At 60.6% G+C, this 26,073-nt stretch carries 27 protein-coding genes and 1 tRNA gene; 10 read left to right on the forward strand and 18 right to left on the reverse strand.

Going from position 1 to position 26,073, the window contains the following annotated elements:
* Nucleotides 1-35 precede the first annotated feature (35 nt).
* From KW403_RS08785 to ubiE, 6 genes are all read right to left on the reverse strand, one after another.
* Nucleotides 36-611 carry a GNAT family N-acetyltransferase gene (locus KW403_RS08785; RefSeq protein ID WP_223022320.1) on the reverse strand — a complete coding sequence of 192 codons (576 nt, stop codon included), beginning with the start codon at nt 609-611 and terminating at the stop codon, nt 36-38.
* Nucleotides 608-1,852, reverse strand: a complete 1,245-nt coding sequence (gene coaBC, locus KW403_RS08790) for a bifunctional phosphopantothenoylcysteine decarboxylase/phosphopantothenate--cysteine ligase CoaBC (protein WP_223022321.1) — start codon at nt 1,850-1,852, stop codon at nt 608-610. The genes KW403_RS08785 and coaBC overlap by 4 nt, the downstream gene beginning before the upstream one ends.
* Before the next feature lie 14 nt (nt 1,853-1,866).
* Nucleotides 1,867-2,292, reverse strand: coding sequence for a type II toxin-antitoxin system VapC family toxin (locus KW403_RS08795; protein ID WP_223022322.1), 426 nt, complete (start codon nt 2,290-2,292; stop codon nt 1,867-1,869).
* Complete coding sequence (locus KW403_RS08800) at nt 2,276-2,617, reverse strand: FitA-like ribbon-helix-helix domain-containing protein (protein WP_246637932.1); 342 nt, start codon at nt 2,615-2,617, stop codon at nt 2,276-2,278. Before KW403_RS08800 ends, KW403_RS08795 begins: the two co-directional genes overlap by 17 nt.
* A 181-nt stretch (nt 2,618-2,798) precedes the next feature.
* Nucleotides 2,799-4,376: a 2-polyprenylphenol 6-hydroxylase gene (ubiB, locus tag KW403_RS08805; RefSeq protein WP_223022323.1), complete on the reverse strand. Its 1,578-nt coding sequence runs from the start codon at nt 4,374-4,376 to the stop codon at nt 2,799-2,801.
* Nucleotides 4,377-4,386: 10 nt separating this feature from the next.
* Entirely contained in the window at nt 4,387-5,163 is a 777-nt protein-coding gene (ubiE, locus tag KW403_RS08810) for a bifunctional demethylmenaquinone methyltransferase/2-methoxy-6-polyprenyl-1,4-benzoquinol methylase UbiE (RefSeq protein WP_223022498.1), read from the reverse strand.
* Between the two features lie 108 nt (nt 5,164-5,271).
* On the opposite strand from ubiE, the gene KW403_RS08815 reads away from it, so the two are divergent.
* From KW403_RS08815 to KW403_RS08825, 3 genes are all read left to right on the forward strand, one after another.
* Nucleotides 5,272-6,252 (forward strand): adenosine deaminase, encoded by a 981-nt coding sequence (locus KW403_RS08815; protein WP_223022324.1) that lies wholly within the window; start codon nt 5,272-5,274, stop codon nt 6,250-6,252.
* Between the two features lie 71 nt (nt 6,253-6,323).
* Nucleotides 6,324-6,953, forward strand: coding sequence for a uracil phosphoribosyltransferase (upp, locus tag KW403_RS08820; protein ID WP_223022325.1), 630 nt, complete (start codon nt 6,324-6,326; stop codon nt 6,951-6,953).
* Nucleotides 6,954-7,050: 97 nt separating this feature from the next.
* On the forward strand, nt 7,051-7,626 hold the full coding sequence (locus tag KW403_RS08825) for a retropepsin-like aspartic protease family protein (protein ID WP_223022326.1): 576 nt from the start codon (nt 7,051-7,053) through the stop codon (nt 7,624-7,626).
* 29 nt (nt 7,627-7,655) lie between these two features.
* Here KW403_RS08825 and deoA read toward each other — a convergent pair whose 3' ends face one another.
* Genes deoA through KW403_RS08860 form a run of 7 tightly spaced genes read right to left on the reverse strand, consistent with a single transcriptional unit; the run spans nt 7,656 to nt 14,760 of the window.
* Nucleotides 7,656-8,975 (reverse strand): thymidine phosphorylase, encoded by a 1,320-nt coding sequence (gene deoA, locus KW403_RS08830; protein WP_223022327.1) that lies wholly within the window; start codon nt 8,973-8,975, stop codon nt 7,656-7,658.
* A gap of 7 nt (nt 8,976-8,982) precedes the next feature.
* Entirely contained in the window at nt 8,983-9,789 is an 807-nt protein-coding gene (locus tag KW403_RS08835; RefSeq protein ID WP_223022328.1) for a purine-nucleoside phosphorylase, read from the reverse strand.
* On the reverse strand, nt 9,786-10,181 hold the full coding sequence (locus KW403_RS08840; protein ID WP_223022329.1) for a cytidine deaminase: 396 nt from the start codon (nt 10,179-10,181) through the stop codon (nt 9,786-9,788). The genes KW403_RS08835 and KW403_RS08840 overlap by 4 nt, the downstream gene beginning before the upstream one ends.
* The gene (locus KW403_RS08845) at nt 10,181-11,152 is read right to left on the reverse strand and encodes an ABC transporter permease (RefSeq protein WP_223022330.1); all 972 of its coding nucleotides are present in this window, start codon (nt 11,150-11,152) and stop codon (nt 10,181-10,183) included. Before KW403_RS08845 ends, KW403_RS08840 begins: the two co-directional genes overlap by 1 nt.
* A 1-nt stretch (nt 11,153) precedes the next feature.
* Complete coding sequence (locus KW403_RS08850) at nt 11,154-12,293, reverse strand: ABC transporter permease (protein ID WP_223022331.1); 1,140 nt, start codon at nt 12,291-12,293, stop codon at nt 11,154-11,156.
* Nucleotides 12,290-13,231, reverse strand: a complete 942-nt coding sequence (locus KW403_RS08855) for a GIY-YIG nuclease family protein (RefSeq protein WP_223022332.1) — start codon at nt 13,229-13,231, stop codon at nt 12,290-12,292. Before KW403_RS08855 ends, KW403_RS08850 begins: the two co-directional genes overlap by 4 nt.
* Nucleotides 13,228-14,760 carry an ABC transporter ATP-binding protein gene (locus KW403_RS08860; RefSeq protein WP_223022333.1) on the reverse strand — a complete coding sequence of 511 codons (1,533 nt, stop codon included), beginning with the start codon at nt 14,758-14,760 and terminating at the stop codon, nt 13,228-13,230. Before KW403_RS08860 ends, KW403_RS08855 begins: the two co-directional genes overlap by 4 nt.
* A 180-nt stretch (nt 14,761-14,940) precedes the next feature.
* On the opposite strand from KW403_RS08860, the gene KW403_RS08865 reads away from it, so the two are divergent.
* Both KW403_RS08865 and KW403_RS08870 read left to right on the forward strand, forming a co-directional pair.
* Nucleotides 14,941-15,144, forward strand: a complete 204-nt coding sequence (locus KW403_RS08865) for a SlyX family protein (protein ID WP_223022334.1) — start codon at nt 14,941-14,943, stop codon at nt 15,142-15,144.
* 261 nt (nt 15,145-15,405) lie between these two features.
* Nucleotides 15,406-16,368 (forward strand): DUF2971 domain-containing protein, encoded by a 963-nt coding sequence (locus tag KW403_RS08870; RefSeq protein ID WP_223022335.1) that lies wholly within the window; start codon nt 15,406-15,408, stop codon nt 16,366-16,368.
* Nucleotides 16,369-16,675: 307 nt separating this feature from the next.
* Here the strand turns inward: KW403_RS08870 and rpsA are convergent, their stop codons facing one another.
* From rpsA to aroA, 4 genes are all read right to left on the reverse strand, one after another.
* Complete coding sequence (rpsA, locus tag KW403_RS08875) at nt 16,676-18,382, reverse strand: 30S ribosomal protein S1 (protein WP_025031123.1); 1,707 nt, start codon at nt 18,380-18,382, stop codon at nt 16,676-16,678.
* Between the two features lie 163 nt (nt 18,383-18,545).
* Nucleotides 18,546-19,196 (reverse strand): (d)CMP kinase, encoded by a 651-nt coding sequence (gene cmk, locus KW403_RS08880; RefSeq protein WP_223022336.1) that lies wholly within the window; start codon nt 19,194-19,196, stop codon nt 18,546-18,548.
* A gap of 4 nt (nt 19,197-19,200) precedes the next feature.
* Nucleotides 19,201-19,905 (reverse strand): SDR family oxidoreductase, encoded by a 705-nt coding sequence (locus KW403_RS08885; RefSeq protein WP_223022337.1) that lies wholly within the window; start codon nt 19,903-19,905, stop codon nt 19,201-19,203.
* A gap of 28 nt (nt 19,906-19,933) precedes the next feature.
* A complete protein-coding gene (gene aroA, locus KW403_RS08890) occupies nt 19,934-21,271 on the reverse strand; it encodes a 3-phosphoshikimate 1-carboxyvinyltransferase (RefSeq protein WP_223022338.1) in 1,338 nt (445 codons plus the stop codon).
* A 301-nt stretch (nt 21,272-21,572) separates the two neighbouring features.
* On the opposite strand from aroA, the gene KW403_RS08895 reads away from it, so the two are divergent.
* From KW403_RS08895 to KW403_RS08915, 5 genes are all read left to right on the forward strand, one after another.
* Nucleotides 21,573-21,977: a TIGR02300 family protein gene (locus KW403_RS08895; RefSeq protein WP_223022339.1), complete on the forward strand. Its 405-nt coding sequence runs from the start codon at nt 21,573-21,575 to the stop codon at nt 21,975-21,977.
* 174 nt (nt 21,978-22,151) lie between these two features.
* Nucleotides 22,152-22,227, forward strand: a tRNA-Ala gene (locus KW403_RS08900).
* 138 nt (nt 22,228-22,365) lie between these two features.
* A complete protein-coding gene (locus KW403_RS08905; protein ID WP_223022340.1) occupies nt 22,366-22,989 on the forward strand; it encodes a glutathione S-transferase family protein in 624 nt (207 codons plus the stop codon).
* 42 nt (nt 22,990-23,031) lie between these two features.
* Nucleotides 23,032-23,736, forward strand: coding sequence for a GntR family transcriptional regulator (locus tag KW403_RS08910; protein ID WP_223022341.1), 705 nt, complete (start codon nt 23,032-23,034; stop codon nt 23,734-23,736).
* A gap of 225 nt (nt 23,737-23,961) precedes the next feature.
* Nucleotides 23,962-24,924, forward strand: coding sequence for a dihydrodipicolinate synthase family protein (locus KW403_RS08915; RefSeq protein ID WP_223022342.1), 963 nt, complete (start codon nt 23,962-23,964; stop codon nt 24,922-24,924).
* A gap of 41 nt (nt 24,925-24,965) precedes the next feature.
* On the opposite strand, the gene KW403_RS08920 is transcribed toward KW403_RS08915, so the two are convergent.
* Nucleotides 24,966-25,994, reverse strand: a complete 1,029-nt coding sequence (locus KW403_RS08920; protein WP_223022343.1) for an Ldh family oxidoreductase — start codon at nt 25,992-25,994, stop codon at nt 24,966-24,968.
* Between the last annotated feature and the right edge of the window lie 79 nt (nt 25,995-26,073).

Raw genomic sequence — 26,073 nt, forward strand, 5'->3', positions numbered from 1 at the left:
CGGTCATGACATCCGCAACAGCGAAGACGCGCTGTTCACATGTCGGAGACAATCGAGGGCATTAACGCTGCAGGTGGTTCGATGCTCTGGTCGCGCCAGAAAACGATGCTCGGACGGTCCTTGTATTCGGCTCGCGCCTTTTCAACAAAGCCGAGGCGCTCTGCAAGTTTGAGCGAGGGAGCGTTTTCCTCATCGATGATGCACGTGATCGCTTTGCCACCGTGCGCCTGCGAGCACCAGACAAACACCGCTTCCATGGCTTCTTTCGCATACCCCCTGCCGTGGACCTCCGGCAGGAAGACCCATCCCGCCTCCAGTGTGCCCAAAACAGAAGGGGTAATGGTGCGCCGTGCTTCCTGAACACCCGCATCGCCCAGAAAAGCGCTGGTCGCCTTTTCCGTCACGGCAAAATATCCGAAACCCATCAGGTCCCACATGCCCCGATGCGCGGCGAGACGGCGCCAGGCATCTTCCTCGGTGAGCGGTTTGCCCGAGGTAAAGCGTGTGGTTTCAGGCAGCGACCACAGGCGGGCGAAGGCATCGAAATCAGTGATCGAGTGCGCACGCAGCACGAGACGCTCCGTCTCGAGAATCGGGGTTTGCAAAGTCATCCTTTTGGTCCGAGCCGATCGGCTATGAGCTGTGCCAGACGTTCGGCAACGTCGTCCTTGCCCATTTCCGGCCATTCGTCATGTCCGTCCTGACTGACGATCACCACGCTGTTGCGGTCGCCACCCATCACCCCGCCGGGGCCAACGCCGCTATCATGCGAGACATCGTTGGCGACGATAATGTCGGCGCCCTTCTTGTTCAGCTTGGCGCGCGCATTCTTGAACAGGTCCTGTGTTTCGGCAGCGAAGCCGATGACGAGTTCCGGACGCTTCTCATGGTGGCCGACACCAGCAAGAATGTCCGGGTTTTCGGTCAGTGCAAGCGTAGGGGCGCCCTGCCCAGGCTTCTTCTTGATCTTTTCGGCGGTCTCGACCGCCGGGCGCCAGTCGGCGACGGCAGCGACGAATACCCCGGCATCTGCCGGCAGGGCTGCTTCCACAGCCTCGCGCATCTGGCGCGCCGTCTCCACATGGGTGGTCGTGACACCCTGCGGGTCCGGAATGGAGACGGGCCCCGAAACGAGGTGAACCGAAGCCCCGAGGCGGGCAAGTGCCGCAGCGATGGCGTGGCCCTGTTTGCCCGAGGAACGGTTGGCGATGTACCGGACCGGGTCGATCACTTCATGGGTCGGACCGGACGTCACGATCACCTTGCGGCCCGCAAGCGGCTTCTCGCCTGTATCAAGCAGTGTCTCGATGGCCGCCACGATCTCCAGCGGTTCGGCCATCCGGCCCTCGCCCGCTTCGCCCCTTTCGGCCATTTCCCCCCGATTGGGACCGATGAAGTGCACCCCGTCTTCCCGGAGCGTCCCGGCATTGCGCTGTGTGGCCGGGTGCCCCCACATATGGGGGTTCATGGCCGGCGCCATGAGAACAGGCTTATCGGTGGCCAGCAGCACAGTCGATGCGAGATCGTTGGCCTGGCCGGTGGCAAGCTTTGCCATCAGGTCCGCTGTGGCTGGCGCGACGACAAGGAGATCCGCCTCCCGCGATAGACGGATATGGCCGATATCGTGCTCGTCCTGTCGGTCGAACAGATCTGTGAAGACATGGTCCGCGCAGAGCGCTCCCACCGAAAGGGGCGTGATGAATTCCTGTGCAGCCTTTGTCATCACGCAACGCACGCTGGCCCCGCGCTCGCGCAGGCGGCGGATCAGGTCAAGGCATTTATAGGCTGCGATACCGCCCCCGATCAGAAGCAGGATGCGCGTTTTGCGAAGGGTCTGCTGCGGGGCTGTCATGGATGCAGGCTCTCTTACGAAGGCTTCATGGCTGGCTCGATATCGGTATGGACGAAATCGTCGCCCTTGAAAAGAAGCGGCAGGTTAGTGCTGCGGGCAAGCGCGTAAGCGAAGCAGTCACCAATGTTGAGCGCGGCCTTGTGTTCGGTCCCTATACCGTAGATCGCATAAGCCCTGCGGGCGATGCTCAATTGCCGGTCGTCGAAATCCACGGTTTCCGCCCCCACCGACTTGAGAAGCGTGTTCAGCCGTGCGGTTCCATCGATCAACGCGATGTGCCTCGCAACATAGTGCGCCTCGAAGGTGGTTGTGGTGCTGATTAGGGCCTGCTCGGCATCAAGGAAAGCTTGCAGGAACATCGGCGCATCGTCGTCGCCATTCAGAACAGCTATCAACGCCGACGTGTCGATGACGAATTTCGTTTCACAACGTACGGCCATTCCAGATCTCGTCTGTGATGGCCTTCAGATCAAACGGGCCGATGGGTCTCATTGAGATCGATTCGATCAGCTCTATGCGATGGCGAGCATTCTTGTCGCGTGTAATTTGAGTGGGGTTAACGCTTTTTACGAGTATTCGACGCACCTCTTCTTCCATCGAGACGTCGTTTTCGGCAGCCTGCTTTTTCAAAGCGCGTCGGACTTTTTCGTCCACATTTCGGATGGTCAGTGTCGCCATCGTTGCCCCATCACAAAACACTTCAATCATCACGCCGCGGCAGGTGTGCGGCACGCCTGCCAGACGGCTGCATTCAATTCCGGACATAACGCAATGACAGCATGGCTGTCAGTGCTGGCGCTGCGTTATGCACACTTCTTCTGCGCCAAATAATTGAAGTGAATCCATGCCTTAGATGCGCTTTGCTAGCATTGCTGTCATCGCTTTCATCATGGCGGCGCTTGGCTGAGAAGCGATGCAAGACGGAATTCGAATGTGGAGAGTTGAATTAAGAAAGTTGCCAGGCGATGGCGGCAAGCGCGATGGCGATCACCCATAGCGCCACGCGCCCGCCGCGCGAATGGCGGGCTTCCGCCCTGCCGATCGCCTCGGCCGTCTCGGGATCAAAACGCAGCCCCTTCTGGGCCATGGTGTCGATCTCGCGGGAGAGGCGCTCCGTACGGGCGGCCAGATCTGGTCCTTGTCGAACGAGAGAGACGAGCGCGCTCACGCCTTCGCCTGCATCTCTCAGCATTCCACGCGGCCCGAGATTGGCAGCAATCCAGTCGGAAACGACTGGCTCGGCTGTCTTCCACATATTGAAATGCGGATCGAGCGTGCGCGCCACACCTTCGACCACAACCATGGTTTTCTGCAGGAGCAGAAGCTCGGGACGGGTCTGCATGTCGAAAAGCTCGGTGACTTCGAAGAGCAGTGTCAGGAGCCGCGCCATGGAGATGGTCTCGGCCGACTGGCCATGGATCGGCTCACCGATGGCGCGCAGCGCCTGCGCAAAAGCGGCGACATCGTGGTGTGCGGGAACATAGCCCGCCTCGAAATGCACTTCAGCGACCCGGCGAAAATCGCGGGTAATGAAACCGTAGAGGATTTCAGCCAGGAAATGCCTCTCCTTGCGTCCGATCCGCCCGGTGATGCCGAAATCGACGGCAACGATCGTGCCGTCATCCTCGACAAACAGATTCCCGGGATGCATGTCGGCGTGAAAGAAGCCGTCGCGCAATGTATGGCGGAGGAAGGACTGGATCAGCGTTCTGGCAAGTGCTTCCAGATCGTGGCCTGCATCGCGCAACGCGTCGATATTCGACATCTTCGTGCCGTTGACCCACTCGAGCGTCATCACATCTCGGCCGGTACGCTGCCAGTCGACAGCAGGCACGCGGAAGCCTGGATCGTCTTTCGTGTTTTCCTGTATTTCTGAAATGGCGGCAGCTTCCAGCCGCAGATCCATCTCGATCTTCGTCACCTGCGCCAGTGTCTCTGCCACCTTTACGGGCTTGAGACGGCGCGTGGACGGCATGAACCGTTCTTGCAGATGCGCAGCCAGAAAGTAGCTTTCGAGATCGTTCTGAAACCGGCGCCTTACCCCGGGTCGAATGACCTTCACGGCCACCTTTCGGGGCTCTGCCCCACCGGTATCCACAAAAGCCTCGTGCACCTGAGCAATGGAAGCGGCGGCGACCGGACCATCGAATTGCACAAAGAGCTCATCGACGGACAGGCCAAGCGAACTTTCTATGCTGGCGCGGGCCTGGGTTTCGGGAAACGTGTCCATCCGGTCTTGAAGGCTGGAGAGGTCCCGCGCCATGTCATGGCCGACAACATCCGGGCGCGTTGCCAGGAACTGGCCGAGCTTCACATAGGAGGGGCCAAGCCGGTTGACTGCCTGCGCCAGCCGCTCAGGACGATCGCGACGTGCCGAGCGACGCCGTGACAACACTTTCGCGACACGCCAGCCAAAGCGCGGCATGCCTTCGAGCTGGTCGCCCGGCATGGCGGCCACCACACCTTCGCGAACGAGAATCCAGCCCGCACGTGCAAGCCTCAGATATGCGCCGACCGTGCTCATGAATACGCCGTCAAATCTTCCAGCCGGAGTGCAGGGCGGCGATGCCGCCGGTATAATTGCGCCACGTGGCGCGCGAGAAGCCGGCCTCGGTGATCATGGTGGCAAAGTTCTGCTGATTGGGAAATTTGCGGATGGATTCGATCAGATAGCGATAGGGCTCGCCGTCACCTGTCACCGCCTGGCCGATGCGAGGGATGGCGTGGAAGGACCAGTTTTCGTAGATCTTGTCGAGCAATGGCATTTCGACTTCCGAAAACTCAAGGCACAGAAAGCGCCCGCCGGGTTTCAGGACGCGAAAGGCTTCGTCCAGTGCCCGGTCGATATGCGGGACATTGCGAATGCCAAACGCAATCGTATAAGCATCAAAGCTGTTGTTCTCGAACGGCAGGTCTTCCGCGTTGGCCTCGACGAAAGTCAGGTTTTCGGCAATGCCTCTCTTTTCGGCGCGTTCGCGTCCGACTTCCAGCATTGAGCCATTGATGTCGAGCACTGTCACGTCCGCGTTGCGGCGGGACGCCTCAACGATGCGAAAGGCGATGTCTCCTGTACCGCCCGCCACATCCAGCGCGCGATAGCCAGGAATTTTCGAGGGTGCGAGCCACGAAATCATGGCGTCCTTCCAGGCGCGATGCAGCCCGGCGGACATCAGGTCGTTCATCACGTCGTAGCGTTTTGCAACGCGGTGGAACACCGTGTTGACCAGACCCTGCTTCTCGTTCTCGTCCACCTGACGAAAACCGTAGGCCGTCTCCATGCCGCCCTGGGCGGTGGTACGTTGATCTGACATCATCACCCTTTCGAAATCGCCGGGACCATAGCTCATTGCCGCTTGTGGCGCTATTGTCAAAAGCGCGATGAACAGCCGCGCCAGCGGACTGGTTAAAACGGAGTACCCATGGTTCTGAAAGCCGAGCTTCACTGCCATATCGAGGGCGCGGCCTCGCCCGAACTCGTTTTGTCCCAGACGCGCAAATATGGCGTCGATCCATCCGATTTCCTTCGTGACGGCGCATATCACTGGTACGATTTCACGAGCTTTCTGGCCGCATATGATGCTGCCGCGAACCTTTTTCGCAGCGAGGAAGATTACGCGCTTCTCGCCGACGACTATCTCACTAGCCTCTCACGCGATGGCGCCATCTATTCGGAGATATTTACCTCGCCCGATCACGCCGAACGTGCGGGATTGTCCCGCATGGCCTATACGAATGCGCTGGGAGAAGGGATCGAGCGCGCGCGGGAACGAACCGGAATCGAGGGGCGCATGATCGTGACGGGCGTTCGTCATTTCGGTGCGCGCGCGGTGGAGGATGCGGCCCGGTTTGCCGCCGCCTGCGGTCATCCGCTGGTGACCGGCTTCGGAATGGCCGGTGACGAGCGTTTCGGCAATGTCCGCGATTACGAGAAGGCTTTTGCGATCGCTCGCGATGCGGGGCTCGGTCTGACCGTACATGCTGGCGAGTTCGGTGGCTGGGAGAGCGTGGAGGCGACGCTGAACCACATCCGCCCGACACGCATCGGCCATGGTGTGCGCGCCGCGGAAAATCCGGATCTGCTGGCGCGGATTGCTGAGGAGGAGGTGGTTCTGGAAGTGTGCCCCGTCTCCAACATCGTTTTGAACGTTTATCCCGATTATGCAAGTCACCCGCTGCCCGATTTGCTCAAAGCAGGCTGTCGCGTCACGCTCAACTCGGACGACCCGCCCCATTTCCACACTTCGCTCGGACAGGAATATGAGGTGGCGCGGGATGAGTTCGGCCTTGGCGACACGGCACTGCTTGCCATGACACGCACGGCGATAGAGGCAGCCTTCGTTGATGAGGAGACCCGCACGGGCCTCTTGGAGGCGTTTCGCGACAAAACTGTGGCTCAATGAGGCTGGCGGTATGCCGCGACGCGTCGGCGGGCTAGTATTGGAGTTGCGTAACCAGTTTCGGGGAACATGACATGCAGGGCGTGACCGTCGTCGACCATCCGCTTGTTCAGCACAAGCTCACCATCATGCGCGACAAGGAGACGTCGACGGCAGGGTTTCGACGCCTTCTGCGCGAAATCTCCTTATTGCTCTGCTACGAGGTCACGCGCGATCTGGAGCTGACCACCAAGCGCATCGAGACACCGCTCCAGCCCATCGATTCGCCAACGCTTGAGGGAAAAAAGCTTGTCTTTGCCTCGGTGCTGCGCGCCGGCAACGGGTTGCTCGACGGCATGCTGGACCTGGTGCCGGCGGCGCGGGTGGCGCATGTGGGAATGTATCGGGATCACGAGACACTGGAAGCGGTGGAGTATTTTTTCAAGGCGCCGAGCGATATCGGCGATCGTCTGGTGATCGTCGTAGACCCCATGCTGGCGACAGCCAACTCCGCCATCGCCGCGGTTGATAAGCTGAAGGAGCGGGGCGCCACCAATCTGCGCTTCCTGTGTCTGCTCGCGGCACCCGAGGGCGTGGAGAATTTTCGGAAATCCCATCCGGATGTACCGATTTTCACCGCCTCGATCGATGAGTGCCTGAACGAGAAGGGTTATATCGTGCCCGGTCTCGGCGATGCCGGTGATCGTATGTACGGCACCAAGTAACCTCCGCTTAACCAGCCGGACCGGTTGTCTCGAACGTTAAGCGAATGGATGGTCTCGTCGCTTAAGCTGCCGCCAGTTCGAGAACTGGACGGGGCCGATGTATAGCAAGATGATCATGCTGGGGATTGCGATTGGTGCTGCAGGTGGCATACCGGCGCTCTACCAGAGCAATCCCGAATTCTATCGGGGGCTTCTTCATCTGGCATTGACCGAGCAGGCGGAGGTAACACCCCACCAGGTTGCAACCGCACGTCCGTCGTCCGGCGTTGCCCAGTCGAGGGGTGAAACATCCGTGCTCCTGGGCAAGAAGGTGAGCATCACCGCCGACGAGGTTGGCCATTATGTTGGACGTTTCAAACTGAACGGGCGTGAAATGAACGCCATGGTCGATACTGGCGCGACCTATGTGGCGATCAACCGTGAGACAGCACGCCGTATCGGCGTGAACTTGATGGCTTCCGATTTCAGGTATGAGGTGAATACGGCAAACGGCAAGGTGCGTGCTGCTGCAGCAACAATCGAGAGCCTGCAAATCGGTCGCATCTATGTGGAGAATGTTGACGCTGTGGTGCTCGATGAGCGGTCGCTTGACAAGGTGCTGATCGGAATGAGTTTTCTCGAGCGTCTTTCACGCTTTCAGGTGGAAAACCGGGCTCTTGTGCTCGAGCAGTAAATGACGTTTCAAGGTAGGCCCGCACGCCATCATTTGTCTGCAGTCACGCGACGCAGAATGGTCTTGCGGGTGCGGGGTTTCTCATCCGTGATGGCGTAGGCGCCGCTCACAATCTGCGCCGCGCGCCGCGCGCTTGCTTCCGATGATGCGTGCACCATGCAAATCGGCTCGCCGCGTTTCGTTTCGGCCCCGTGGGGTATGAGATCGGTGAAGCCGACCGAATGGTCGATCCGATCTTCGGGAGCGCGACGGCCGCCACCCAGCTCGATGACAGCAAGGCCGAGGGCGCGGGCATCGATCGCGGTGACAAAGCCATCGTCCGCAGCAGGAACAGGAAGAGTTACCGACGCACGAGGCAGGTGCGTGTTCGGATTCTCAACGAAGTCAGCCGGCCCGCCAAGGGCGGACACCATCTTGCCGAAACGTTCTGCAGCATTTCCGCTCTCGAGGGCATCGTGAGCGCGATCATAGGCTTCGCGCGTGGTTGCAGCGATGCCTGATGCCAGAAGCATCTCGCCCGCCAGCGCCAGCGTGACATCCACGAGCCGCCGGTCCCGCTTCCTGCCCGTGAGAAAGTCGACGGCATTGACGACTTCGACCGCGTTGCCCGCGGCAGAGGCGAGCGGCTGGTTCATGTCGGTCATGAGGGCGGAGGCGGAAAGACCGGCTTCGCCCGCCACACGCACCAGGTTTTCGGCGAGCTTGCGGGCCGCACGGGAATCTCCCATGAAGGCGCCATTGCCGGATTTTACATCAAGCACCAGCGATGAAAGGCCTGCGGCAAGTTTCTTCGACAGGATGGAGGCGGTGATAAGCGGGATGGATTCCACGGTGCCGGTAACATCACGCACGGCATAAAAGCGCTTGTCGGCGGGTGCGAGATCACCCGTCTGCCCGATGATCGCACAACCCACCTTGCGCACCGTTTCGGCAAAGCGCTTCTGGTCTGGCTGGCTCATGTAACCGGGGATGGCATCCATCTTGTCGAGCGTCCCGCCGGTGTGGCCCAAACCCCGCCCCGAGATCATCGGTACAAAGGCACCGCAGGCCGCCACGATGGGCGCTAACATGAGAGAGACATTGTCGCCCACGCCGCCGGTGGAATGCTTGTCGGTCACGGGACCGGGCAGATCCGACCAATCGAGCACGGTGCCTGAATCGCGCATGGAGAGCGTGAGGGCTGCGCCCTCGGCTGGATCCATCCCGTTGAGAAAAATGGCCATGGCGAGGGCGGCAATCTGCCCCTCGCTCCATGTGCCGTCGGCAAGCCCGGCAGCAAACCCGGCGATCTCGTCGTCCGTCAGCGCCTTGCCGTCACGTTTCCTGCGGATGATCTCCTGCGGCAGCATCGGGCGCTCAATTGGCCTGAAGGCCGTCGGCGCACAACTGGCCGAGAATGGAAGCGAGGCGCTGCCCGCCGATGGGCGCCATGTCCTTGGTTTCCTGATGGGAGAGTTCGCCAGCACTCATGCCTGCACCCAGATTTGTGATGACAGAGCAGGCGGCGACACGAAGCCCGAAATAGCGCGCGAGAATGACTTCGGGCACGGTCGACATGCCGACCGCGTCGGCACCCAGCGTGCGCGCCATGCGGATTTCCGCCGGTGTTTCGAAGGTGGGTCCGGAGAACCACATATAGATGCCCTTGTGTAACTGCGTGCCCGTGTTCAGAGCTGCTTTCTCAAGGCCTTCGCGCAGGCCTGCGTCGTACGCCTCGCTCATGCCGACGAAACGACGGTCACTGCCTTCGCCGATCAGCGGGTTGGCGCCCGAGAAATTGATGTGATCCTCGATCAGCATCACCGAGCCGGGCGGCATGTCTTCGCGCAGGGAGCCGGCGGCATTGGTGAGGATGAGCTGCGTGATGCCGATGCCCCATAAGGTTTCAAGCGCCGGGCGCATGGCGGCGGGATCGCCGTGCTCATAGTAGTGCGCGCGGCCTGCTAGCATCAGGACCGGCGTGCCGGCAAGCCGCCCCGCGACGATTTCGCCCGCATGGCCCGTCACCCCGCTTTGCGGAAAGCCTGGCAACTCGGAATATGAGATGCGCACGGCATCGTCCACATCGTTGACAAGCCCGCCAAGCCCCGAGCCCAGCACCAGCGCAAGCTGCGGGGCAAGCCCGTTGAGCCGCTCCGTCAGACGATCGACGGCCTGCTTCATTTGCCATCCTCAAAACTGAATCCGCGCGGAAAGACCGCAGAAAAAGGCACCGTTTCCAGAACGCCGTTGGTGTCGCACAGATGTAGCACCGCATCTTCCGTGGCGAATTCCGCCAGCCGCTGCCGGCAGCCGCCGCAGGGCATGATTTTCGGCATTTTCTCCGCCACCACGGCGATCTCGGTTACGCGCCCGCCGCCTGCCATGACGAGATGGCCGAGCGCGGTGGTCTCCGCACACCAGCCTTCGGGATAGGAGGCGTTCTCGATGTTGCAGCCGGCATGGATGGTGCCCGCCTCGGTCCTGACCGCGGCCCCCACGGGAAAGCGCGAATAGGGGGCGTAGGCGTTTTTCATGGCCGCGCTGGCGGCGGAAAAGAGGTCGCTGGCGTTCATCAACGCTCCTTCACATAGGGCACGCCACCGGCGCGCGGCGGCACGGCCTTGCCGATAAAGCCGGCCAAAAGCACGACGGTGAGAATGTAGGGCAGGGCTTGCATGAACTGCACCGGCACCTGGCCGATCAAGGGCAGGGGCGTGCCCTGAATGCGGATTGCAAATGCATCGAGAAAGCCGAACAGGAGGCAGGCAAACATGACCGGGACGGGCTTCCACTTGGCGAAGATGAGGGCTGCCAGCGCGATGAAGCCGCGGCCTGCCGTCATGTCCTTCACGAAGCCGGCATTCTGCGCCATGGAGAGATAGGCGCCAGCCATGCCGGTGAGGATGCCGGTGCAGATGACGGCACGATAGCGCAGCCATGAGACGGAGATGCCCGCCGTGTCGACCGCTGCCGGGTTTTCGCCCACCGCCCGCAGCCTGAGGCCGAAACGGGTGCGGAAGAGCACCCACCAGGTGAAGGGCACAAGCAGGAAGGCAGCGTAGGTGAGCAGCGAATGGCCGGAGATGAGCTCGGAGTAGATCTCGCCCAGAATGGGCACATCGCGCACCGCCTCGGCAAAGGGCAGCTCGATCGAGCTGAAGCGCGCATCGCTTGGCAGCGAGGGGGTCCGCCCGCCCTGCCGGAACCAGGCCTGCCCCAGAATGATGGTGGAGCCGGCGGCAATGAAATTGATGGCGACGCCCGAGACGATCTGGTTGCCGCGATGGGTGATGGAGGCAAAGCCATGCACAAGCGCGAGGAACACGGAAATCAGCATCGCCGCGCCAAGGCCTGCCCAGGCGGAGCCGGTAACGGCCGCCGCCGCGCCGGCAGCAAATGCGCCGGCCAGCATCTTGCCTTCAAGGCCGATGTCGAACACGCCCGACCGCTCCGAATAAAGCCCGGCGAGTGCCGCCAGAAGCAGCGGGATGGACAGCCGCACGGTGGAATCGAGAACGAGGATCAGGGAATGAAAGAAATCCATATCAGCCACCCTCTCCCTGCTGCGCCTCGACGCCCGCCGAACGCGGGCTGAGACTGGCGAAAAGCGCCTGGATCGAAGGACGGAACATGTGCTCCAGCGCGCCGGCAAAGAGGATGACAAGGCCTTGAATGATGACGATCATGTCGCGCGAGATATTGGGCATCTCGAAGGCAAGCTCGGCCCCGCCCTGATAGAGCATGCCGAACAGGATGGCCGCCGGCACGATGCCCGCCGGATGGGAGCGCCCCATCAGCGCCACGGCGATGCCGACAAAGCCTGCGCCGGTGACGAAATCGATCTGCAAACGGTTTTGGTCGCCCATCACCGGGTTGAGCGCCATCATGCCGGCAAGCGCGCCGGAGATGAGCATGGTGATGATGATGATTTTCGTTTCGCTGACGCCGGCATAGCGCGCGGCCTTGGGGCTGAAACCGCGCATGCGGATTTCATAGCCGAGCCGTGTGCGCCAGATCAGCACCCAGACGAGAAACGCCGCCAGAAGCGCCAACAGGAAAGAGAGGTTGAACGGAGCGGAGCGGATGGAAAAGCCCATCGCCTCCAGCACCCAGTTGAGCTTGGGCAATTGCCCGCCTTCAAGGAAATTGCGGGTCTGCGGGGCCTGCGCGCCGGCGGGCTTCAGTACATTGACCAGCAGATAGACCATCAGGCTGGCGGCGATGAAATTGAACATGATGGTGGTGATGACGATGTGCGACCCGCGCCTTGCCTGGAAATAGGCCGGGATGAAGGCCCACGCCGCGCCAAACAGTGCCGCACCCACAATGGCCAGCGGAAACACCACCCACCAGGGCAGAATGCTGTCGAAGGCGAGGCAGACCACCGCCACGCCCAGCCCGCCCACATAGGCCTGCCCTTCGCCGCCAATGTTGAACAGGCTGCAATGGAAGGCAACGGCGACGGCAAGCCCTGTGAAGATGAAGCTCGTCGCGTAATAGAGCGTGTAGGCGATGTTCTGCCCGCGGCCCAGCGCCCCTTCCACCAGAATGGCGGCGGCGCGAAACGGGTTTTCCCCCACCAGCATCACCACCAGCCCGGCCACCAGAAAGGCGACGGCGAGATTGATGAGCGGGATCAGCCCGTAATCGGCCCATGCGGGCAGTTTCGCATAAGGCGCACTCATTCCGCCGCCTCCTTGGAACTCGATGCATGATCAAGCGACTGCCAGTCATGGTAGGTCAGCTTTCGTCCCTCGACCTTCCAAGTCGTGCGTCCGTTGGTGTTGCGATCCAGGACCACTGCGGCGGCTGCAGATGGGCTTTTGAATGCGAATGAAGTGGCAAACTCAAAACGATCTTCCGCAATCTCTTTGAGAATGCCTTGTAAAATCAGGTCGTCTTTGAGTTCTTTATAGCTTAGCTGAACATAGCCGGTGTTCCTGAGGGCCTGCGACCCCTTTAACACAATAAACTCCCCTTCTTCCTCTATGGCCCGCGCCTGAACGCCCGAGCGGTGTCGAATCTCAAAGGATGCTTGGGGTAGTATCGAGTTTCCGGAACCGTCCGGTTCAGCCTTTTGTGGAACTTCCTGTGCAGTGGCCTGCTTCAGGAAATCTATACCGACAACCGGCAGAACCGTTTTCAGATTGGCCAGAAACGCTTCCATATTTGCCTTGTCAGCCTCGGGCAAACGCCTCTTGTCGGGGCTTGGATATTTCGAGTTTTCGAGAGTGGCGCGGGCTGCAGATGCAGCCATCTCGATAAGGCGCGCTTCTAAATATTGAACGTGCCCCTTCGTCAGCGCGTCATCCGAGGTTGTGATGGCCACAGCTGTTTCCCAAAACCCGCGGTCGCGGGCGCTACTGGGAAGGCGATCCTTGAGGCTGTCGGCTTCGCCGATATACGCGCGCATCTTCAGGGGGTTGTCGGGGTCTTGGCCGTACAGAATGTAGACGCCGGTCTTTTCCATTTCCGGCCTTTGAAGCAAGCGGTCAAAACGACTTTGCCTGCTGACAAGCAGCGAACCTGTCCATCCGTGGAGAGACACAACCATCAAGCCGTTTGGGCTGCCATCGACCAAAAACAGCTGAATAGTCCGACCGAACTCCTGGCTCACACTCATTCCGCCGCCTCCTTTTCCTCGACGCCGGCCATGAGCAGGCCGAGTTCGCCTTCGCTGGCTTCAGGACCGCGTTCGCCCACCACGCGGCCGGCGAACATGACCAGGATGCGGTCGGAGAGCGAGCGGATTTCATCGAGCTCGACCGAGACCAGAAGCACGGCCTTGCCCTGATCGCGCATGTCGATCAGCTGTTTGTGGATGAACTCAATGGCGCCCACATCCACGCCGCGCGTCGGCTGGCCGACGATCAGCACCTTCGGGTCCTGTTCCATTTCGCGCGCCAGCACGATTTTCTGCTGGTTGCCGCCCGAAAAGTTCGCCGTCTTCAGCCGGCAGTCGGGCGGGCGGATGTCGTATTTCTCGATTTTCTCGCGGGCATCGGCGCGGATCGCCTCGATGTTGAGGAAGGGGCCGTTGAGATATTTCGCCTGCCGGTGATAGCCGAGCATGGCGTTTTCGTTTTCCTCAAAGGGTAGAACGAGGCCCACATGGTGCCGGTCTTCGGGCACATGGGCCATGCCGCGCGCGCGCAGGTCTGCCGGGTCTGCCGCGCCTGTCAGGTCCACCGGCTCGCCATCCAGCGTCACCGTGCCGGAAATGGCCTTGCGCACGCCGGTGATGGCATCGAGAAGCTGCGATTGCCCATTGCCCGCCACGCCGGCAATGCCGACGATCTCGCCCGCGCGCACATCGAGCGATACATTGTCGACCATGGTGACGCCGCGCGAATCCTTCACGGTGAGATTGCGCACCGAAAGCAGCACCTCGCCGGGGCTTGCCTCGCCCTTTTCCACCTGAAGCAGCACCCGCCTGCCCACCATCAGCTCGGCCAGTTCCTCCACGCTTGTCTCGGCGGTCTTGCGGGTCGCCACCATCGTGCCCTGCCGCATGACCGAGACATTGTCGGTGATCGCCATGATCTCGCGCAGCTTGTGGGTGATGAGGATGATGGTTTTTCCCTCTTCCTTGAGCTGTTCGAGAATGCGGAAAAGGTGGTCCGCCTCTGCCGGCGTCAAGACGCCGGTCGGCTCGTCGAGGATGAGAATGTCCGCGCCGCGATAGAGCGCCTTGAGGATTTCCACCCGCTGCTGCAGGCCCACGGGCAAATCCTCGATGATGGCGTCGGGGTTCACCTCCAGCCCATAGTCGCGCTCCAGCCGCTCCAGCTCCGAGCGCGCCTTGGCGATGGAGGTGTTGAGCAGCGCCTCGCCTTCCGCCCCCAGGATCACGTTTTCCAGCACGGAAAAATTCTGCACCAGCATGAAGTGCTGATGCACCATGCCGACGCCCAGCGCGATGGCGTCGCTCGGCGTGTTGATCGCGGCCTTTTTGCCACCCAGATGGATCTGCCCATGATCGGCCTGGTAGAAGCCGTAGAGGATCGACATCAGGGTCGATTTTCCGGCCCCGTTTTCGCCGATAATGCCGTGGATGGTCCCGGCTTCGATTTTCAGATCGATGTTGCGGTTTGCATGAACCGCGCCAAAGCTCTTGCTGATGCCCTTGAGCTCGATTGCCGTTTCAGCCATCGGCGGCCCGCTTCCCCATTTTTATCGTTTGGTCAAATTCCTATCACGCGGGCCCGCCGCCTGCCAACCTGTGCGGCAAGGGCACGGCAATAGGAACCGTCATTCACTCTCGACAAATCAGGCCTTGCTTGTCAATTTCCGCGGCCGAGAATGCACTGAAACCGCAGAAAGAAGCGCGCCATGAGCGAAGACCGCATCACGCAGCTGGAAATCCTGGCCGCCGAGCAGGAAAAGACCATCGAAGAGCTTTCCGCCGAGCTGACGCGCCAGTGGCGCGAGACGGAAGCGCTGAAGAAAAAGCTCGAACGGCTTTCGGAGCGTTTCATGGAGCTGGAAGAGCAGACGGCGGGCGATGTGCCGGTGACCAAGCCGCCGCATTGGTGAGGGGGGGATAAGGAGAGAGTGTCCGATATTGGCGGTTAGGAATGAGGTGGTCTCTAAGGAGCTTGGTGGGCGATCATGTGCGCTTTCTGCACCTTATCGATCGAAACGGTGACATAAGGGTTCACGGAATGCAGACATTCGAAGCAGTGTAGACAACGGGAGCTTCGTGCGAAAAAGCTGAAAACGATCCGATCAGAACGTACCCACAGTGGGACTGTTACGCTAACGCATTGGAAGTCATGAGATAGAGGATCAATCGATATGAGCGAGGCGCAGTTAAGCGAAGGAATTCGATGCTTCAAAGATTCCTATACAGATCCATGGTCCCGCGACGAGGTGATCAAGTGCCCGCATATGATGGCGCTACTTGGATATCTCATTCAGCAGCACAATCTTCCGCGATACGCTTCGAAGGAGAAGGGGTTGCGCTACCATTACACTGACGCGGTCGGTTTGCTGGGAATTGTCGAGACGGGTCGAGTCTGGGCAACTGACATTCGATTTTTGAACGATCCGTCTGAAGGCTCGTATTTGCCAGAGCGGCTCCTCTCAATCATGAGCTTGAAATCAAGCGGAGTAACTAAAACTGAGCAAGCGATAATCGACGGCATCCGCGATGCACTACAAAAACCACGATGGAATCATTCAACTTTTTGCGTCAGTTTGTCGAGAAACGGCGATCTACTCAGCCAATGGAGGGGATATGGCAGCTTCGGTAAGGGCTATGCCGTTGGCATGGATTTCCTTCCGCATCCCCAACTTGCCCAATACTATGATGTCGTTTACGGCGATGATGGCCTACGCGAGCTCGCTGTTGACCTTCTAGACCTCTTCGTAGCGTCCTTTCAAAAGTGGGAGGATGAACTATATGATGAGTGGGCAGCGACATTGAGCGTAGTTGCCAAATCATTCAAAGTTGAAAGCTACAGTGAAGAGCAGGAAAGCCGCTTGATCTGCAATTCCTCATCGTACGATGATGCTCGTTTCCAACGAGAGTTGCCCCTAAATTTCAGGGCGAGGGGCAGCGACATTGTGCCATACATTTCCATGTCGCACGACCTCTTAAGAGATGACGACGAGGAGCCTCGACTTCCAATTAAGCGGATCGTCATTGGCCCCGGCGTGGATTTCGATAGGAATTTTTCTTCGGTTAACGCTCTGCTAAAAGCAAACTCCTACGAGGATGTCGAGATAGTTCCCTCGGCTATTCCGTTTCGCCCCTAAGTGCTCTTGAAGCATAAAATGGCTCACAGACTAAGCGTGGAGCCACTGTGTCCACAGGCAGAGTTTACGGCGACGGTCGGTTGAAGGATTGCTTTCTCAGGTGGCTTTCCAACCGTAATCAACCAGAATGCCTGATTAGGAAAAACAAAGAGATAGAGCGGAACAGGGTTTCCGTGAAACGATGAACCGTTCTAAGGGAGCAAATCGGTCCTTCCCAACAAGGTTCCTATCAATTCCCCCCATCAAAAAACCCCGCCGGATCGCTCCGGCGGGGTCTTTCATTTCTCATCCGATAAAGCCGTAAGGCTTATTCGTCGTCGCCGCCCTTGTTCTTCAGGGCTGCGCCGAGGATGTCGCCGAGGGAGGCGCCGGAGTCGGTGGAACCGAACTGTGCGACGGCTTCCTTCTCTTCCGCGATCTCCAGAGCCTTGATCGAGACGCTGATGCGGCGGGTCTTCTTGTCGAAGACGGTGACGCGGGCGTCCACCTTCTGGCCGACGGAGAAGCGCTCGGGGCGCTGCTCGGCACGGTCGCGCGACAGGTCGGAGCGCTTGATGAAGCTTTCGACATCGTGATCGACCAGGCGAACCTCAAGGCCGCCGTCCTTCACGTCGGTCACTTCACAGGTCACCACGGCGCCCTTGCGCAGCTCGCCGGAAGCGGCGGCCTCGCCGATGGCGTCATGGCCAAGCTGCTTGATGCCGAGCGAGATGCGCTCTTTCTCGACGTCCACGTCGAGAACCTGCGCCTTCACCATGTCGCCACGGTTGTACTCCTCGATCACCTGTTCGCCCGGACGGTTCCAGTCGAGATCGGAGAGGTGAACCATGCCGTCCACATCGCCATCGAGACCGATGAACAGGCCGAACTCGGTCTTGTTCTTGACCTCGCCCTCGACAACGGAGCCGACGGTGTGATTGCGGGCAAATGCCTCCCACGGGTTCTCGAGCGTCTGCTTGAGGCCGAGCGAGATGCGGCGCTTGACCGGATCCACTTCCAGCACCACCACTTCGACTTCCTGCGTGGTGGAGAGGATCTTGCCCGGATGAACGTTCTTCTTCGTCCAGGACATTTCCGAAACGTGGATCAGGCCTTCGATGCCCGGCTCCAGCTCCACAAACGCACCGTAGTCGGTGATGTTGGTGACGCGGCCCAGAACCTTCTTGCCAAGCGGGTACTTGCCGCCGATGCCGTCCCACGGATCGGCCTCGAGCTGCTTCATGCCCAGCGAGATGCGGTGGGTTTCCTGGTTGATGCGGATGATTTGCACCTTGACCGTCTGACCGATGTTGAGGATCTCGGTCGGATGGTTGACGCGGCGCCATGCCATGTCGGTCACGTGCAGCAGGCCGTCGATGCCGCCAAGGTCCACGAACGCACCGTAATCGGTGATGTTCTTGACCACGCCTTCGACCACCTGACCCTCTTCGAGGTTCTGGACGATCTCGGAGCGCTGCTCGGCGCGGCTCTCTTCGAGAACCGTGCGGCGGGACACGACGATGTTGCCGCGGCGCTTGTCCATCTTGAGGATTTCAAAGGGCTGCGGGGTGTGCATGAGCGGGGTGACGTCGCGGATCGGACGAATGTCGACCTGCGAACGCGGCAGGAAGGCCACGGCGCCGTCCAGATCGACGGTGAAGCCGCCCTTGACCTGGTTGAAGATGAAGCCCTCGACGCGCTCGCCGGCGTTGAACTTCGCTTCCAGCTTGACCCAGCTTTCCTCGCGGCGTGCTTTCTCGCGGCTCAGCATGGCTTCGCCAAGCGCGTTTTCGATGCGCTCGACATAGACTTCGACTTCGTCGCCGACCTTGAGATCGGATTCCTTGCCCTTCGCGCCGAATTCCTTGAGCGGGACACGGCCCTCGACCTTGAGGCCGACATCGACGATCGCCATGTCTTTTTCAATGGCGGTGACGAGGCCCTTTACGACAGAGCCTTCGGCGGCGTCGCGTTCGGTGAAGGATTCTGCGAGAAGACTCGCGAAATCATCGCGAGACGGATTGAGTTCTGACATTGATGCTCCTGAAAAGCCCCTGTCAATCAAGCGGGGCAAAAGCGCCGGTGGTTCGTGTTGCGTTTGTCCGTTCATGCATCCGAGCGGATCGCTCTCAAGGCCGCGTGAAGCGGCAGATCCGGCGCAAAGAATGCGTGGCAGACGGTTCTTTCAGTTCAGACTTTCAGTTCTCGTTCCGGGCTGCCAGTCTGGTATCCACCAGTTTGCAGGCCGCCTGGAACGCCGTCTCTATATCCATTTCACTCGTATCGAGCAAGTGCGCATCGTCCGCCGGCCGCAGAGGACTGTCCTTTCGGCCCATGTCGCGGGCGTCGCGCCGCTCGATATCGGCGAGGATTTGCGCATAGTCGGCGCTGCCGCCACCGTCCATGATTTCGCGCCAACGGCGCGTGGCGCGCACCTCGGCGCTTGCGATCACATAGAGCTTCACGTCCGCATCGGGGCACACCACCGTGCCGATGTCGCGCCCGTCGAGCACGGCGCCGGGGGGGGCGCTCGCAAAGGCGCGCTGCTTGTCGACAAGCGCGGTGCGCACCGATGGCATCACCGCAACTTTGGAGGCGGCCTCGCCGATGCCGTGCTCGGAAAGCACGGCCCGGTCGAGCGCGCCTAGATCGAGCGCGCGCGCGGCCTTTTCGGCAATTGTCTCGTCGTCCAGCGGCTGGCCGGCATCGATCAACGCCTTTGCAACACCGCGATAGGTGAGCCCGGTGTCGAGATGGCGCAGGCCATAATGCGCCGCCAGGCGGCGCGCGAGCGTGCCCTTGCCGGAGGCGGCCGGCCCGTCAATGGCGATGGTCAGTCTGCCGCTCATGTCGTCAGACCGATCGCGTGATGCCGCCGTCGATGCGGATGTTCTGGCCGGTGATGTAGCTGGATTTCTCGTCGGCAAGGAAGGCGATGAGCTCGGCCACCTCGTCCACAGTGCCATAGCGGCCCATGGGAATGCGCGCGCGGCGGTCTTCCTTTTCCGGCAGGGAATCGATGAAGCCCGGCAGCACATTGTTCATGCGCAGGTTCTCGCCCGCATATTTGTCGCAGAAAAGCTTGGTGAAGGCGGCAAGGCCGGCGCGGAACACGCCTGAGGTCGGGAAAGCCGCCTCCGGCTCGAAAGTGGCATAGGTGGAAATGTTGACGATGGCGCCCGATTTCTGCACCTGCATGATGGGCGTGACGAGCCGCGTCGCGCGCACCACATTGAGCAGGTAGACATCCATGCCCTGATGCCAATCCTCGTCGGAGATATCGAGCACATCGCCCTTCGGCCCGTGGCCGGCACCGTTCACCAGAGCATCAATGCGGCCGAAACGCTCCATCGTCGCGTCGGTGAAGCGCTTGAGATCGTCGGGCGAGAGGTTGGAGCCGGTAAAGCCCACCCCACCAAGCTCCCTGCCAAGCGCCTCGCCCTTGCCGGAGGATGACATGACAGCGACTTCAAAACCGCTTTTTGCCAGCTTGCGGACCGCCGCGGCACCCATGCCGCTACCGCCGCCAATGATCATGGCTACTTTCAATCCAGTCATCTGCTCTCTCCCATTTCCGATCGGGGTGTCAGTCCAACTTTGCTCCGAGCCGCGTCATGAGCGCGGTGAAATCGGGAAAGCTGGTGGCGATCATCGCCTGATCGTCAATGGTAACGGATTTTTCGCTCGCCAGCCCCATGACGAGGAAGCTCATGGCGATGCGGTGGTCGAGATGGGTCTGGACCGTGCCGCCGCCAAGCCCCTTGCCGCCCGGGCGGCCCGTGACCCTGAGCGAGGCTTCGCCCTCTTCGCAGTCGACGCCATTGGCCTTGAGGCCTTCGGCGACGGCGGAAAGCCGGTCGGATTCCTTCACGCGCAGCTCTTCCAGCCCCTGCATCAGCGTATCGCCCTCGGCAAAGGAGGCCGCCACGGCGAGCACGGGATACTCGTCGATCATGGAGGGTGCGCGGTCTTCCGGCACGGTCACACCCTTGAGCTCGGAGCCGCGCACGCGCAGATCCGCCACATCCTCGCCGCCTTCGTTGCGGCGCTCAAGGATCTCGATATCCGCGCCCATCTCCATAAGCGTGGTGACGAGACCGGTGCGTGTCGGGTTCATGAGCATGCTCTCGATCACCACGTCCGAGCCCGGCACGATGAGCGCGGCCACCAGTGGGAAGGCGGCAGAAGACGGGTCGGCGGGAACGGCGATGGTCTGGCCGATGAGCTTAGGCTGGCCCTCGATGCGGATATGGCGCACACCTTCGCCATCGGTCTCCACCTCAAGTGCCGCACCGAAACCTGCCAGCATTTTCTCGGTATGGTCGCGTGTGGCAACGGGCTCGATCACTGTGCTCACGCCCGATGTGTTCAGTGCAGCGAGCAGCACAGCCGACTTCACCTGAGCGGACGGCATCGGCACGCGGTAGGTGATGGGTGCTGCATGTTTGGGCCCGCGCAGCGTGATGGGTAAGCGGTCGCCCGGTTCGGCGGAGAGCACCTGCAGGCCCATTTCCTTCAAAGGATCCAGCACGCGGCCCATGGGGCGCTTGGAAAGAGAGGCATCGCCGATAAAGCGTGTCGTCATGTCATACGAGCCGACAAGGCCCATGGTCAGGCGTACGCCGGTGCCGGCATTCCCGAAATCGAGCGGCTCTCGGGGCTCCAGCAGCGCGCCATTGCCGGTTCCGTGCGCGATCCACTCGTCGCCGCGCTTTTCGATGGTTGCGCCCATGGCTTTCATGGCTTCGCCGGTGCGCAGCACGTCTTCGCCTTCCAGGAGGCCGGTAATGCGGGTTTCGCCGGCCGCCAGCCCGCCAAACATCAGCGCCCGGTGCGAAATCGACTTGTCACCGGGCACGCGGGCCCGGCCCGATAGGGCGTCTGATTTTCTGGCGCTCATGGGGCGCGGCTCGGTCGTATGCATTCTGTAGTCCCTGATGATAGGCATTCTGCCGGGCGGCAGATTATTCGAGGATTTTGTCCGTTCGCTCTAGCATGATGAGGATAGTCGGTCATCCCCCGGTTGACGGATGGGCCCTGACGGGGTTGTAAAGAGAGTGAGCCGTGGAAGGAGAGGCCTTTCCAGGGTGTGCATTAGGCTTTGACAGGTGCGCGACTTGCCGGTATGGGGACCAAAATTTTCAGTAAGGCAGGAAGCGCTTCCGGTGCCGGCCGCGATGGAGCCGTCGCAGGCTGGGCCGACCGCAAGACGATGAGGCAGCAAGGTGGCTAAACCGGAACTCGGAACAAAACGCGTCTGCCCGGAAACGGGACGCAAATTCTACGACCTGAACAAGGATCCGATCGTCTCTCCCTATACGGGCCAGACCTATCCGCGCAGCTTCTTCGAGGCTGGCGCCGACACCTCCATGGATGAAGAAGACGAAGTGGAGGAAAAGGAGCTGGATACCGAGGAGGATGCACCGGAAACCGTGTCCCTTGAGGATGCAGACGACGAGGCATCGTCCAGCGACAAGGCAGAGATCTCGGATATCGACGGCGATGACGATGACGACGATGTCGACCTTGGCGACGATGAAGATGACACGTTCCTCGATGACGACGAAGACGATGATGACGATGATGTGAAAGACTTCATCGGCGTCGGAGACGACGACGAGGAAAGCTGATTTTTCAGCACATGCGGGAAGAATGGCTTCGGCCCCGTGCCAAAAGTGATACGGGGTGCAAATCGGGGCTTGATCTTCCCGCCGGGCGGGTTTAGAAGCCGCCCACACGGTTGGCCCGGCGGGCCTTCCGGACCTCTTCGCCGGAGACGGCGACCGGCCACTATGCCGGAGTGTGGGGCCATAGCTCAGTTGGGAGAGCGCTTGAATGGCATTCAAGAGGTCAGGGGTTCGACTCCCCTTGGCTCCACCAATTTTCCATTCCGTTTCGACAGACCGTCAGCTCTCTACATGTGATCCACGACGTCCCTTGATCCAGAGGGGAAATCAGGCAATCGTGCCGAGCGCTGCATGTCGCTTGGGGAGCGCCGGTTGAACTGGATTGGATGTCATGAGTGATCTGATCGTCTGGACATATGACTGGGTTCCTGAGGGACCCCGTGGTCATGTGCGTGACATGAGGCTGAGATGGGCCTGCGAAGAAGCCGGACTTGCCTACACCGTTCGCACTGTCCCGTTTAAAGATCGCGGACCAGAACATTTTGTGCACCAGCCCTTCGGGCAGGTTCCATTTCTGAGCGATGGCAAACTCAAACTGTTTGAGAGCGGAGCGTGCCTGCTGCATCTGGCGCGGAAAAGCGAAAAGTTGATGCCGCGCGACCCCGCCGGGGAAGCGCAGACCCTGCAATGGTTGATCGCCGCACTCAATTCGATCGAAATGGTGTCGGTCCCCTGGTGGTTTCTGGAGGTGACCGGTGCAGAGCAGAATCATTTGACTGGCTGGCTGGAAAGCCGCCTTGGACATGTCGAACGCGTACTCGCTGAAAAAGAGTGGCTGGCCGCCGATCGCTTTACGGCCGCCGATCTCTTGATGGCCGATGTGCTGCGCATCGCAAAAATTCGGTCCTTTGGTGAGCGCCCCGCGACCGAGGCCTATGTGAAGCGGATCACGGATCGCCCCGCTTTCAGAAAGGCCCATGCAGACCAGATGGCGCATTTCGCAAATGCCGATTGAGCCGATTCAAAAAGACTATCCCTTTAAGCATGAGGATCAGCCGTGCCTGAAACCGTCACGCGCAAACCTTCCGAACGCAGGCGCGGCTCCGGCGTGCAATTCGTCTACGATGTGCTGCGTGACGAAATACTGGATCTGGTGCTGAAGCCTGGCGCACCCATCGATGAGGTGCAGCTTGCCGAGCGGTTCTCGATGTCGCGAACGCCGATCCGCGAAGCGCTTGTTCGGCTGGCCGGTGAGGGGCTGGTCACGACCCTGCCCAACCGCTCCACAGTGGTGGCCAATATCGATTTCCTGAACCTGCACACATTCTTCGATGCGCTGACGCTGATGTATCGTGTGACGACGCGGCTGGCCGCGCTCAACCACCAGCCGCACGACCTCGAAACGATTCGCACCCGCCAGGTTGCGTTTGCCAAAGCCGTCGAGGAACAGGACGCGCTGGCCATGATCGCCACCAATCGCGAGTTCCACGCGGCCATCGCCGCGGCGGCCCGCAACCCCTATTATGAAAGCCTGTTTCTGCGTCTGCTCGATGAGGGACGTCGGCTGCTTCGCCTCTATTATTCATCGTTCAACGATCAATTGCCGCAGCGCTATGTCGTCGAGCATGAGGACATGATTTCGGCCATCGGGGCGCGCGATGTGGAGAAGGCCGATACGCTTGCGACAGAGCATGCGGACCAGATCGTCGCGCAGATCCGCACCATGTTTGCGCGGGACCAGCGCCAGAAGATTGACCTCTAGGCCCTGTTGCCGGCGATCACATTTTCCCGCTCAGCTTTGTCTTGCCTCACCATTCCTCCTGCGGGCAGGGAACAAGCGCGGGGCTGACATGTAAATTTATGTCGACAAGAAAAATACAAATGATATTCTGCACGGCAGAAACATTGGCCGCCTCTCGCATAAGGGGGATCGGACAGCATTCCATCCGGCAAGCGGCACGAATGCTCACAAATGAGGAATCTCGGTATGACCAATCACATTTTCTCGGGATGCATTCCCGCGCTGATGACGCCCTGCAAGGTTGATCGCAGCCCCGATTTCGATGCGCTGGTGCGCAAGGGCAAGGAACTGATCGAAACCGGCATGCGCGCCGTGGTTTATTGTGGGTCGATGGGCGATTGGCCGCTCCTGACCGACGCGCAGCGCATGGAAGGCGTTACCCGGCTCGTTGAGGCCGGCGTCCCCGTCATTGTCGGGACTGGCGCTGTCAACACGGCCGGTGCGGTGGCCCATGCAGCACATGCGGCCAAGGTGGGTGCGAAAGGACTGATGGTCATTCCGCGCGTGCTTTCACGCGGCACGTCGACTGCGGCCCAACGCAACCATTTCAAGGCTGTTCTTTCGGCCGCTCCCGACCTGCCGGCGGTGATCTACAACAGTCCGTATTACGGGTTTGCCACCCGGGCGGACCTGTTCTTCGCGCTGCGTACCGAGCATCCCAACCTGGTCGGCTTCAAAGAATTTGGCGGTGCTGCCGATCTGCGCTACGCGGCGGAAAACATCACCGGCGGCGATCCGGACATCAAGCTGATGATCGGTGTCGACACGACGGTTTTTCACGGTTTCGTCAATTGCGGTGCGGATGGCGCCATCACCGGCATCGGCAATGTGCTTCCTCGCGAAGTTCTGCATCTCGTCACGCTGAGCCAGGCCGCTGCGGCAGGCGACGCGGAAGCGCGCCAGCGCGCCGCCGAACTTGACGCGGCACTCGCAGTGCTGTCCTCGTTCGACGAGGGGGCCGATCTCGTCCTTTATTACAAATACCTGATGGTGCTCTCAGGTGACGAAGCGTATCGCCTGCACTTCAACGAAACGGATGCACTGTCAAAGAGCCAGCGCGGCTATGCCGAAGCGCAGTACAAGCTCTTCTGCGACTGGTATGCGGACTGGAGCAAATTGCCAGGTGCCGTTGCAAAATCAGCAGCCTGACTTTGCCTAAGAGCCCTCCCTGTCCGGGAGGGCTCCCATGTTCAAACTGCATCAAGTCCTTTTCCGCGCAGTCGTTCGAGCAGTGCCATTTCCTCGGATGTGAGACGGATGCCTTCGGCAAGCGCCTTCTGACGGGCGGCAAACCGCCGCTGGGAGGGTAGCCGCGCGCCTTGGCCGGTCATGGCCTCAAACAGCATTTCGGCACGCGCCAGCGGGTCGCCCGCCCGACCTTGTGAAAAGCGGGTGGGATCAAAGGCGAGGATGAGTTCGCCATGGGCCGGCGCCAATGCGGTGGTTCCCAGGGCTTCCAGTGCCTCCGGGCTGGTCAAGTCGCCGATCATGACTGCGGCAAGCAACTCGATCATGGTGGAAATCGCAGATCCCTTGTGAGCGCCAAAGGGAAGCATTGCCCCATCGAGGGCGGCCTCCGGATCTGTGGTGGGATGTCCGTCCCGGTCGATCGCCCAGCCGTCGGGCAGCTGCTTTCCGGCACGGCGATAAAGCTCTATTTCGCCGCGTGCGGCAACGCTGGTGGCGAAGTCGAAGACATAGGGATTCTTGTCGCGCCGTGGCCAGCCAAAGGCAAACGGGTTCGTACCCAGAAGCGCGGCACTGCCACCGGATGGGGCAACGCTGGCATAGCTCGGGCACATGGCCATGGCGGCAAGGCCGTGCTCCGTCAGCAGTTCGATCTCGGGCCATAGGGCAGCGAAGTGGGTACAGTCATTGATGACAAGAGCCGCAAGTCCGAATTTTCTGGCCTTTTCGGCCAGAACGGGTGCGCCGGCTTCGAAGGCCGCATTGGAGAAGCCACCCCCGGCCGCAACGCGAACGATGGCACTGTCATCGCTGGAGAGCTCCGGTACCGCATCCGGGACGACCTTGCCGGCCTTGATAGTGCGCAGGCAACCTTCGACGCGATAGACGCCGTGGGATTTGCATGCATCGCGCTCTCCGGCAACGATCACCCTGGTCAATGCGGCCGCGTGGAGGGGAGAAAGCCCCCCCTTGAGCATGATCTCCTCGACCAAACCGGTGAGTTCATCGATGGTCAGTATGGCTCCGCTCATGAATTACCCTCTCCTTCGATTGCCGACGCGCAGATGCCGGGCGACCCGGGCGGCATCACTCCCGAACGGCTCTAGCTTA

It is taken from the genome of Nitratireductor kimnyeongensis (assembly GCF_019891395.1).
In the GTDB taxonomy this organism is placed as follows: Bacteria; Pseudomonadota; Alphaproteobacteria; order Rhizobiales; family Rhizobiaceae; genus Nitratireductor; species Nitratireductor kimnyeongensis.